11 protein-coding genes and 1 pseudogene are annotated in these 11,055 nt (G+C 45.9%); 5 read left to right on the top strand and 7 right to left on the bottom strand.

Annotated elements, in window-relative coordinates:
- The 3 genes from AAKU61_RS20900 to tnpA form a co-directional block, all read right to left on the bottom strand.
- On the bottom strand, positions 1-518 hold a 518-nt coding region (locus AAKU61_RS20900), incomplete at its 3' end, for an IS66 family transposase (protein ID WP_503012668.1).
- A 114-nt stretch (positions 519-632) separates the two neighbouring features.
- Entirely contained in the window at positions 633-863 is a 231-nt protein-coding gene (tnpB, locus tag AAKU61_RS20895) for an IS66 family insertion sequence element accessory protein TnpB (protein ID WP_354335389.1), read from the bottom strand.
- 32 nt (positions 864-895) lie between these two features.
- A complete protein-coding gene (gene tnpA / locus AAKU61_RS20890; RefSeq protein ID WP_354335387.1) occupies positions 896-1,231 on the bottom strand; it encodes an IS66 family insertion sequence element accessory protein TnpA in 336 nt (111 codons plus the stop codon).
- A gap of 133 nt (positions 1,232-1,364) precedes the next feature.
- Here tnpA and AAKU61_RS20885 point away from each other — a divergent pair, with 133 nt between their 5' ends.
- Genes AAKU61_RS20885 through AAKU61_RS20875 form a run of 3 tightly spaced genes read left to right on the top strand, consistent with a single transcriptional unit; the run spans position 1,365 to position 2,644 of the window.
- On the top strand, positions 1,365-1,781 hold the full coding sequence (locus AAKU61_RS20885) for a Mu transposase domain-containing protein (protein WP_354335385.1): 417 nt from the start codon (positions 1,365-1,367) through the stop codon (positions 1,779-1,781).
- Entirely contained in the window at positions 1,714-2,115 is a 402-nt protein-coding gene (locus tag AAKU61_RS20880; RefSeq protein ID WP_354335391.1) for a hypothetical protein, read from the top strand. Before AAKU61_RS20885 ends, AAKU61_RS20880 begins: the two co-directional genes overlap by 68 nt.
- On the top strand, positions 2,006-2,644 hold the full coding sequence (locus AAKU61_RS20875) for an ATP-binding protein (RefSeq protein ID WP_354335384.1): 639 nt from the start codon (positions 2,006-2,008) through the stop codon (positions 2,642-2,644). The genes AAKU61_RS20880 and AAKU61_RS20875 overlap by 110 nt, the downstream gene beginning before the upstream one ends.
- A 452-nt stretch (positions 2,645-3,096) precedes the next feature.
- On the opposite strand, the gene AAKU61_RS20870 is transcribed toward AAKU61_RS20875, so the two are convergent.
- From AAKU61_RS20870 to AAKU61_RS20855, 4 genes are all read right to left on the bottom strand, one after another.
- Positions 3,097-5,823 (bottom strand): CHASE domain-containing protein, encoded by a 2,727-nt coding sequence (locus tag AAKU61_RS20870; RefSeq protein ID WP_354335382.1) that lies wholly within the window; start codon positions 5,821-5,823, stop codon positions 3,097-3,099.
- A gap of 286 nt (positions 5,824-6,109) precedes the next feature.
- Positions 6,110-7,891 carry a type IV pilus assembly ATPase TfpB gene (tfpB, locus tag AAKU61_RS20865; protein WP_354335380.1) on the bottom strand — a complete coding sequence of 594 codons (1,782 nt, stop codon included), beginning with the start codon at positions 7,889-7,891 and terminating at the stop codon, positions 6,110-6,112.
- A gap of 23 nt (positions 7,892-7,914) precedes the next feature.
- A complete protein-coding gene (locus AAKU61_RS20860) occupies positions 7,915-8,739 on the bottom strand; it encodes a spermine/spermidine synthase domain-containing protein (RefSeq protein WP_354335379.1) in 825 nt (274 codons plus the stop codon).
- Positions 8,740-8,854: 115 nt separating this feature from the next.
- Positions 8,855-9,343 carry a DNA-deoxyinosine glycosylase gene (locus AAKU61_RS20855; RefSeq protein ID WP_354335377.1) on the bottom strand — a complete coding sequence of 163 codons (489 nt, stop codon included), beginning with the start codon at positions 9,341-9,343 and terminating at the stop codon, positions 8,855-8,857.
- 150 nt (positions 9,344-9,493) lie between these two features.
- On the opposite strand from AAKU61_RS20855, the gene AAKU61_RS20850 reads away from it, so the two are divergent.
- Both AAKU61_RS20850 and AAKU61_RS20845 read left to right on the top strand, forming a co-directional pair.
- Positions 9,494-9,985 (top strand): Mpo1 family 2-hydroxy fatty acid dioxygenase, encoded by a 492-nt coding sequence (locus AAKU61_RS20850; RefSeq protein ID WP_354335375.1) that lies wholly within the window; start codon positions 9,494-9,496, stop codon positions 9,983-9,985.
- Between the two features lie 305 nt (positions 9,986-10,290).
- Positions 10,291-10,742 (top strand): annotated as a pseudogene (locus AAKU61_RS20845) (outer membrane lipoprotein).
- The last annotated feature ends 313 nt before the right edge of the window (positions 10,743-11,055 follow it).

Below are 11,055 nucleotides of genomic sequence, written 5' to 3'. Positions count from 1 at the left end.
TGTTCGCTGATTTCTTCACCAATAACCACCATCGGTGTGCCGCATGGGCAGGTACGTTCCTTTTCCGGCACATCATGCACGATATCAATGCGCTTTAATTCTGCAGGAAGTGGACCGCGCTTACCACGGGGTACTTTGCTGCTCTTTTTGTTGTTGGTGTCGTCTGGCGGCTCTTCAGCGCCAGGTATGGCAGCGATATCATCGACATCGGTTTTGTCAGCAGCCAGCGCTTCGGCTTCGTCAAATAATCGCCCCTGCGCGACGAGTTGTTCTGAGCTGGCGCCAAACATGCGGTGTCTGGCCTGGATCATTTGTTCGATCAGATGCTGGATTTTTTCCTGCGCCTCGCGTTCTATGGCCGCGATAGCCCGATTCAGTTCAGCTTCGTGCGCTGCTTGTTGTGCGTAAAGCAGTGCGGTTAATTCAGTGATATTGGTTGGCAGAACCGACGGTAAAGCAAACACCGGATGGCGTGATTTTGAAGTGGCTGAAGATGAGATTGGCGAGTTCAAAGGCATACGCCATCTTACTCAATCCTCTTATGAAACTGAAGCAAAATTAAGCGTCTTGTGTGGCTTATTTCTCCATAAATCGAAGCCTTCCAATAGCCATTCCAGTTCCTGTAATGTCATCTATTGTGTCACCGATTCATCCTCAGGCGGCCAGGCAAATTTTTCTGATTCTAAACGCTTCACCCACAAACAGAATCCATTACGATGCCAGTATAAAATCTTCATTTTTGTGCGCTGCCGATTAATAAAAACATAGAGTGCTGTATCAAATGGATTCAGACCTAACACCTGCTCGACCAAGACACTCAAGCCATTGATCGATTTTCTGAAATCCACTGCGGCCCGGCACAAATATACCTAACCAATTTGATAGCCCGAATGCATTAACGCATTCCCTGCATAGCGCGAATGACATTGGCCAGCCATTCCGGTGCAGGCGCTGCAGTCATTTCAAGTCGGATGCCTTGTTCTAGCACCAGAGCAAAGTTGGCAGCGCGCTGCTCATGGATTTTTTGAGGAACCTGCACAGCGACGAATGGCGATACGATTGCTGTGACTGGTTTAGGTACAGAATTAATTTCCATGATTTTCTGACGCCAGTAGTACAGTGATTTGGTTGAAATGGAATGACGTTTGGCATACGCGCTGATTGATTCCGGGCCTTGCATAGCTGCCGCTATATGTTCTTTCCAGAAGGCTGCGTTCGGCTGGGCTTTCATGTTCGCTCCGTGTTAATTAGGGTGGAGCGAGGATGCCAAAATTATTGAGGTGCTACAAGGCTGTAGTTCATGGAGCGCTTACGGTTAATCCGAGACCATCGCCCAGCGGCTGGTTCGCGACCGGACGGCATTGATGCCGTTGCTGGTCACGCCTTACGACGCCAGCCACAAGCAAACCAGCAGAGTGTCTTCGCAAGCGCCGGTTCGTTACCGCAGCAACGACTATTCGGTACCGACGCAATATGGCCATCAGGCGGTGCTGGTCAAAGGCACCGTCGACTGGGTCGACATCTATCTGGTCGGCAAGCTGGAGCGTATTGCGCGCCATCGCCGTAGCTATGCCAAAGCCGACTTCGTGGTGAACCTGCTGCACTATCTGGCCTTACTGGAGAAGAAACCTCGTGCGCTCGACCAGGCTGCGCCGCTGCAAGAGTGGGTATTGCCTGCGCTTCGAGCGACTGCGACGTCTGCTGGAAGCACGCATGGACAAGCGCGGACGCAAGGAATATATCCAGGTTCTGCGGTTGCTGGAAACCTTCAGTATCTCTAAGGTCGAACATGCCATTGGCCAGGCGCATCACCTCGGTGTGCTCAGCTTTGACGCCATCAAGCATTTGGTGCTGTGCGCCATCGAGCGACGGCCTCCCAAGTTGGATCTCACGCTGTATCCGTATTTGCCGAGCGCCACGGTCTGCACCACCGATGCGGGCAGCTATCTGAGCTTGCTTAGCGGGGCTGCGACAATTGCGCAACATAACGTGGAGCGCGCCTTGTATGAGCACCGACGTCGCCCGGTCACCCGAGACCACCACGGTGGCACCGCAGGTGCTGTTAGTCAACCACTTCAAAGCTCTGAAGCTGCCCACCTTTGCCCGCGAATATGAGAAGGTCGGGGCCGATTGCGCACGCGAAGGCGTGGATTACCCGCGGTATTTATTACAGTTGTGCGAACTGGAACGTATCGACCGTGAACGCCGCACAATGCAGCGCCGTATCCGGCTGGCCAGGTTTCCTGTAACCAAGAGTCTGGATACCTTCGACTTTATGGCGATGCCGACCCTGAACAAATCCCTGGTATTGGAACTAGCGCGCTGCGAGTGGATTGATCAACGTGAGAATGTCATCGCGCTAGGTCCTTCAGGTGTCGGTAAAACGCATACTGTGCTGGCACTAGGATTAGCTGCCTGTCAGAAAGGACACAGCGTTGCCTTTACGACAGCTGCGACTCTAGTGCATGAGCTGATGGAAGCGAGTGACGAGAAGCGGCTGCGTGCCTTGCTCGATAGGCTCACCCATCACGTCCACATCCTGGAAATGAACGGCGAATCGTATCGATTGGCCATCAGCAAGAAACGGCAACAGCGCAATGTCAAACCAAACAGCACTGTTGAAAAAGGAGAGTCCAACCCGTAAAAGCAACGTCTTGAGGGAACGGGCTACGCCCGTCACCCCAAGTCTGCAGAGTATAGAAATGTGCATTGAGAAGAGAACAATTCAGGGTCTCAACGGCTCTATTTATTAACCCAGATTGGTACACTTTTAGCGCGCCATTTGGTACATCTTCACTCCGGCATTGACATTCTTGACATGCGGGCTCTCCAAAGTGATCAGGTTGGGAGAGTGCATCAAATTAATCGCTATTCATAGGTGGTTGCGTTGGACGGTTACACAAAATCAGGAAAAACTGGCTGCATAAAATCCACCTGATCGCAGACGAAATATCGAGAGAGCCTCAAGGTGCTTGAAATAGGTATTGAAGGATATGTAGAAAAGAGTAATTTTGAAGCGAATACTTCACGTAAGAGCTGCGAAAAATTTATCTTTAGAAGGACAGTCTGATGCAGAGAATAGTGCATTCAAAGGCACTACGACGCCAACGGTAATTCAACGTAAAAAGTGGAGCCATGACCTTCCACACTATAGAAGCCAATTTTGCCAGACATCTTTTCTATCATTGACTTAGACAAGCTCAGCCCCAAGCCAGTACCCGCATATTTACGGGTTGCTTTAGCGTCTTCCTGACTAAATTTTTGAAAAATATTTTTTTGGAAGTCTGCAGAAATTCCAATCCCAAAGTCAACGACTTCTAGTCTGACCCAATCTGCAACCTGACGAATATGAATTTCTACTACTCCATTTTGTTGAGAAAATTTGATCGCGTTTGAGAGTAAATTGGACAATACTTGCATCAATCTCTGGGTATCAACACTGACCATCGACGCTGGTGAGGCTTCGTAGAAAAACTGCATTTTGATGGAGAAGTTTTGCGCATATCCCTGGTTCGCTTCAATGCTTTGTTTGACCAGGTCACGCAAGATAATTTTTTCTACATTGAACTGGATGCCGCCATATTCTAATTTTTCAAAATCCAGCAAATCATTAATCAACAAGGTCAGGCGAGAGGCATTGTTGTTTGCCATCGTGACTAAAGTTTTTGCCTGATCTGACAATCCTCCGCCAACACCACCCGCCAACAAGCCAAGTGCGCCGCGGATAGAGGTGAGTGGTGTACGTAACTCGTGCGATACAGAGGAGACAAATTCGCTTTTAAGTTTTTCTATGCGTTTTCGTTCAGACAAATCATGCAAAATTAAAACCACTAAATTTTGTGCTCCTAACGCTACTTTAGCCATCGCTAGTTCTAGCGGAATTTCTTCATGGGTTCTTTTTTTAGCGACCACTTCTTTACGCGCCGCTGTGGCGGTGCTGATGGTGTTGTCACCTATCATGTCAGATTCTATATGGTCATTCAGATAGGCTGCTAAAAAAGTGGCTGATTCTACTTCTGGGAAAAGCTCCAGAATGTTACGTCCAAATAATGCACCTGTTGAATAATCGAGCAATATCTCTGCGGATTGATTGGCGGATGTGATTAGTCCGTGCGCATCTGTTGTGATAATTCCCTCGGCGGCATTGGCTAAGATGGCACGCAAGCGGGCTTCACTTTCATGCAGTTGACTGGTGCGTTGCGCGACTAATTTTTCTACATTAAAAGTATGTGCGGTCGCTACCAGCACATAAACAGCTAATAAGGCGGAAAACAGTAGGCTGCCAAATTTGGTGAACCAGGTGATCCATGATGTATGAGCCGCCCAATAGGTCGCTGATGGTTGCGCCAGAAACGCATATTGTCGACTACCAAAATCAATCGTGGATTGGAAAACATGAGCAGTGTCGATGACTTTGATTGAATCATAAAAAACACCATTACTTCCAGGGTAAGACTGGTCATAAAATTCAAGTAAGAGATTAGCTTTTTTTTCTTCATTCAATAAATCACCGACCAGATTTTTTATCCTTACAACGCTGACTGCGGTACCTCGAAATGCGTCACGCCTTTCTTGTATATTGGTCACGGACTTGCCCCGTGCATAAATAGGTGCGTATAACAAGACGGAAAAATACTTGTCATCCCCCGACAGAAGTACCAAGGGATCGGTGACGGCAAGTTTGCCGCTATCTCGCGCTTCTTCTATCGCATTGCGCCTGATGGCGGTGCTGCCCATGTCAAAACCAAATACTCTTTTACCGTTTTCAAATGGCTCTATGTAGGTGATAGGGAAGTAATCCTCACGGTCTTCTGCGGGGACAGTTTTTCCGTTACTATTTTTTTCAGTAATTTGGAAGCTAATAAAGCCTTCACGTAATACGGATTCTTCAAACTTCGTTTTATCTGCACGTAGCACTCTAGGCACCCAAAGCAGATCAGTAATTTCTTTTAGTGTGGTGAGCGGATGTTCAGTAAAAATATGGAATTCAGTGCGGGATACTTTTTCTGATGCTGAATACAGGCGCTCTAAATCTTTGACCGCATCTGCATGAGCATTAAGGTTATTTTGTAGTTTCTGGCTAATTCTCTCTGCTTCCAAACGGAACTCAAGTCGCTGTTTTTGGTCTTCTCTGTTACGAATAAAAACGAATGCAATAACAACGGTAATCAGACAAATGACCAGCGGTAGCATGACGCTATAACGGCGGAAGTGCCATATATCTCTTGGTCGTGCCAGCAAAATCAGAACGAGCGGAGTGGTAATCAACACGCCTAAGGTGTCACCAATCCACCAGGTTAACCAGTGGCTGCTGATATCCGCTAAAGAGATGATTCCAAATAGATAAAGACTAACTGTCCCCCAGGTGGTGCTGACCATACAACCAAGTAAGGCGCCCATAATAAAAAAGTAAAAAATATCTTTATCGGTATCTAGCGCAAGACCAGTGTTTCGCTGTAATTGGGTCTTTAATTTTTGACGAACTAAATAGCTACTGACGAAGGCTTGCAAACACGCACCGCTGGCAAGGATTACCGCGAGCAGCAAGTTATTGCTGGTGATCTGGTGAGCCGGTTCCCAGGCGACGAACAGATTCACAATCAATGAACCTAGTGCTACACCCGGTAGCAGGCGATACCCACGAGTCAGAATTACGCCAAGTGCGATACCTGCCGGCGGAAAAATTGCGACCGCATAGCCAGGCGGTATGGCGAGCAATAAAGACAATCTTCCCAGCAGCGCGTACACCAAAGCCAAGCTGATAACTTGGAGCAGTAAGCTCGATCTTAGATCGTCAGATATACGCTTGACAGCAATCTGCATGGAATTCCTTGTTAGCGATATTTCTACGAATGACGGTTGGCAGTGATGAACTGATTTTTAGGTATGCGTTTGGCTTAAAGACTTGCTATCCAAAGAAGAGAAAAATTAGAAGGCGTATTGCTTAATGAAGTGTTTTTACATACATATTTTTTGTTGTAATGCATATACTCCCCATTACTTTTTATAAAAACACCAAATTGACCAATTAAGCTATGGACAATTAAAATATACATACTAGGAGTATATATATTGAAATTCATTACTCAGTTTATTCAAGTCGCATTATTTAAATCAGTGAGGAAGTGACTTTCAAAACTTCATCCGCTGTGGTGAGGCCTTCGATAATTTTATAAGCACCCGCGATACGCAAGGGCTTCATTTGGTCTGCAATACTTTGCTTTCTTAGCGCATGTATATCGGATTCTTGCTTAATGAGTTTACTAAACGGCAGCGTTACGGTTAGCAATTCATATAATCCAGTGCGGCCTTTGTAGCCTGTCAGGCGACATTCAGGGCAGCCGACTGGCCGATAAATTGTGGTCGGTTTTGGTAGATTCCATTCTTCGGTCAGACTTTTCCAAACTGCATCGGGCATTTCTCCATCATCTGATTTGCAATGCTTACATAGAGTTCTTACCAGGCGTTGCGCCAGAATCCCGATGATGGTTGCCTCCAGCAGATAGTAGGGGACTCCTAATTCTAGCAAGCGCATGATGGCGGAAGGCGCGTCGTTGGTATGCAATGTTGACAGTACCAGATGTCCGGTCAATGCGGCCTGGATCGCCATCTCTGCAGTGGGCAAATCACGGATCTCACCGACCATGATGATGTCAGGATCTTGCCGCATCAAGGCGCGCACGCCATCGGCAAAGTTCAGATCAATCGAGGGCTGTACTTGCATTTGATTGAAGGACGCTTCGACCATTTCTATAGGGTCTTCAACAGTACAGACATTTACATCCGACGTAGCAAGAGCTTTTAAGGTGGTGTATAGCGTAGTAGTTTTACCCGAGCCAGTCGGGCCCGTGACTAAAATAATCCCATGTGGTTTGCTGGTCAGCTGATCCCAGCGCACTGCATCCAAGGGCGGGAACCCAAGCTCTGGCAAGGTCTTGACTACGACTTCAGGATCAAAAATACGCATTACCACTTTTTCACCAAACGCAGTCGGTAAAGTGGATAGACGGAGTTCAACCTCTTGTCCGTCAGCAGTACGGGTTTTGATACGACCATCTTGCGGCCGGCGTTTTTCAATCACATCCATACGACCTAGCAACTTGATCCGTGCTGTCATCGCAATCATGACTGTCGCAGGGACCTGGTAGACCTGATGCAAAACACCATCGATCCGAAAACGGATGATGGCCATTTCGCGCTTAGGTTCCAGATGGATATCTGAGGCACGCTGGTCAAACGCAAATTGCCAGAGCCAATCAACAATATTGATGATGTGCTGATCATTGGCGTCGACCTGTTTATTGGCTTTGCCTAGCTCGACTAATTGTTCAAAATTATTCCGTAGAGACAGATCATTACTACTGGCTTTTTTAGCATCCTTGATCGATTTCGCTAATGAAAAAAACTGTGCAATATATTGAGAAATATCGAGCGGATTTGCTAGTACTAAACGGATTTCTTTACGCGTGATCTTGGCAATTTCTGCCTGCCACTCGGTATTAAAAGGATCTGTAGTCGCAATTGTGACGCTGTCTTGAGTAGATTCTACGGGCAAAATATTGAAGCGAGTCGCGTAGTTAGACGACATCACATCGGATACTTTGGTGAAGTCAATTTTTAATGGATCAATCCGGTAAAAAGGTAGCTTGACCTTGTTGGCTGTCCACTCGGTGAGCCAATCCAAGGTTAATTGTTGATTCGGCTTTTTTACCGAATGCAGCTTGGCTTGTGCTACTGCCGTCAGCGTATGCATCGCCGCCGGGCCATTTCTAAGAATGGCTTGCGCGCTATTAAACTCTGCTTTGGCATTTTCCTTTAGGATAATGCCGTCTGCCATCAACCAGGTAAAAATTTGCTGCATATTTAAGGATTGATGTGGCGACTTAGTCATTTTGTTCTCGATGTAGACAATGTTCAGGTGGACTTTGCAGTTTCTTTTAATCCATCTACCCAAGATTTTGCAGGTAGTTTACTGATTTCTTTGATGATTGCTGCACGTTCATACAGTACCGGAAAATCCAGTTTGATGGCAGATTTGAAGGCAATAGCGACGACGTTGCCATCGTGTACTTCTGGCAAACAGAGTACGTTATCAAAAACAAAGCGTAGCGCTTTTAAATTTTTAGCGTAGCTTGGATGGTCGCCAAATAAGTTGACCGTCAGGAGTCCATTTGGCGTCAGGCAAGCAGCGCAGGCTTCGTAAAATTCGGCGGTATCTAATACCGGACCTTTCGCTGTTGCGTCGTACAAATCGACTTGCATGATATCGATTTGTCCTTCATTGGCCGGATCATTGACAAAATCTAAGGCGTCCATCTCAACAACATTAAGACGCTCATCATTGGCTGGCAGCTTAAACATACTCTCGCAAATGGCAATGACGGCAGGGTTCAGATCAACCGCAGTAATGCGCGCTTGTGGAAACTGGCGATAACAGAATTTGGTCAATGCACCAGTACCCAGACCTAATTGCACAATGTACTTAGGCTCGGTGACGAACAACATCCAAGCCATCATTTGCTGCGCGTATTCCAGCTCCAGCCAGTCGGGTTTGCGTAAGCGCATCGCACCTTGTACCCATTCGGTACCAAAATGCAGATAGCGCACACCATCCAGTTCAGACAAAGTGATCGGGGCAAATTTGGCTTTGCGCGGTGACTTCTGGGCTGTAGTTGCAGAAGCTCTGGGGCCGGAGCGATAGTTGGCTTCGGCTTCTATAGATTTTCGTTTGATTAGCATGTAAGTATTTTACTGATTACTGAGAACAAAAAAGTCATTTCATGGACACTCTTTACAAAAAACTACATGATGATCTAGTTTTTTACGCCTCTAAGCTGATTAGCGGCGGTAAAAATTAGTCTTTAAGCGCCAGCCAATCAACTAGTTTTTCTTCAAAACTCCGCATGGCATAAGCAGGCGAGGAGGATGGTAAAAGCAAGGTGTCAAAACCGACAGCAGCAAATTGTGGCGCAAACTTGGCGGATATCTTTCCATTAAATCCTATGCGCCGCAGGGCAGGATATTCTTGTTTTAAAAGAGAAAAATCATTGACTTTAGCATTGCGAATATCCGAGTCCAAGCTGCCAACACGATCGCAAGCATCAATCACATCCCACAAACCAAATCCGTGAGCAAGCAATCGCGACAGGCGCCCGGCATAATCAAGTGCGACCAGATTCTCGCCAGTAACTGCGGACATCAGACGCCAGAACTGGTTGTATTTAAATCCATAGTATTGCTGTATTTCTAATGATTTTTTACCTGGAAAACTACCAAGCACTAAGGTGTGCGTCTGCAAGTTGATTACTGGCGGAAAGCCGGATAATACTGACTGATTTTTCATACGTATAAGACGTTAGCTAAACAATTTGGTTTTATGGAAATACCGATTAAAATAAATGGATGATCATGTTTGACGAGACGCATCAAAACATGTTTGTTTGTGCGTTGTTTTAGCGCGATAGTGGTCAATAATAATATCAAGGAGAACAGTATGAATAAAACCAATAGTAATCCGGCTTCTACGCCAACAACTGCGATTAAATCCAGCACTGGCGCACGCGCGGTGGAGCAATTGTTAGAAAAATATGCCGAAAGCCATCAAAATCCTACCAATGAATATATCCATTTTGTCTGCGTCCCAGTGATTGTGTGGACAGTTTTGGGTTTACTTTGGGCCATACATCCGATGATTTCTATAGGTGCGACGCTGCTGGCATTGGTGTACTACATCTCTTTATCTGTGCCATTTGCTATTGGCATGAGTCTGATGTCCGTATTGATGTTGAGCATACTTTATTTATTGCCGTCTGGATGGGTTTTACCATCTGCATTGGGTATCTTCGTATTAGCCTGGGTTGGTCAGTTTATAGGCCATAAGATAGAGGGAAAAAAACCGTCGTTCTTTGACGATCTGCGATTTTTACTAATTGGTCCCTTGTTTGTGCTGGGATTTTTATATCGTCGGTTTAACATTGCTTATTAAGCTTGCTAAGTAAAAGTATCTGATAAGTTGCTTGGTTCAGTAGCCAGACTTTTTGCTGATATGAGTAACTCTCTTTTGATAATCATTTAATTTAGACATCATTTTTAACAAATTAAGCTCAAAAATCAGAACGCAGTGACTTTAGCCGCGGAACGATTGCCGTCGTCTGTTTGTCCAACACGTGTTTAGATTAAAATGGTGTCAATTAATAAATCATTTCGCCTAAATTCAATCACTCAAGCGTAGATTGCGGATTGATTTTTAATGCCACTTTTATCGTTTTTATACATCTACTGGAGATTATCTTGAAAAAAATTATCGCTCTGACTGCCGTAGTCGCATTAAGTGCTTGCGCAGTACCGCCAACTTCCAATAGCGTATATCGTCCCGGTCAGACTCAAAATGAGCAATCGGTACGTATGGGTGTAGTGGAATCTGTCCGTGAAGTTACCATCGACAAAGGCCAAAGTGGTGTTGGTACCGTTGCAGGTGCGGCTGTCGGCGGGGAATCGCTGCTGGCTCCAGCATCGGTAAAGGTAACGGTTCTATCGCTGCCGGTATTTTGGGTGCAGTTGCAGGTGGCATGATAGGCCAGGCTGTCGAGGGTAATATGAATAAATCTAAGGGTTTTGAAATTACCGTCAGACTTGATAACGGCGAGATTAAAGCAATTACACAAGATGCGGACGAATTGTTCCGTCCAGGTGATCGCATTCGTTTATTGTCAAGCGGCAGAACTACCCGCGTTACTCATTAAACCATTTTTTATTCGAACTGCATTAATACTTTTTAGTATTGATATTGCAAAAACCCTCGCTGATGGCGAGGGTTTTTATTTTGTCAAAATGAATTTATCTGTAACAATATAGTAAGAACGTTTTGATCGGCATTTAGCTATAAATGCCCTCAGTTTCCCCAGCGATCGCTACCCCTCAATTTTTAAACTTGTCGCTTCGCCTCACCATGACATAGGACATGAGATCTTTGCACGATAAAAAGCCAAGCAGAGTGTTTACCTCAAATGAGACAATAGCAACAGGATAAATTTAAAGAGTGGCAATCATGGCGTG

Origin of the sequence: Undibacterium sp. GrIS 1.2, from assembly GCF_040544435.1 — a bacterium.
Classification (GTDB): domain Bacteria; phylum Pseudomonadota; class Gammaproteobacteria; order Burkholderiales; family Burkholderiaceae_D; genus Undibacterium.
The sequence above is the reverse complement of the archived record's forward strand: the minus strand, read 5'-3'. Positions and strand labels throughout refer to the sequence as shown.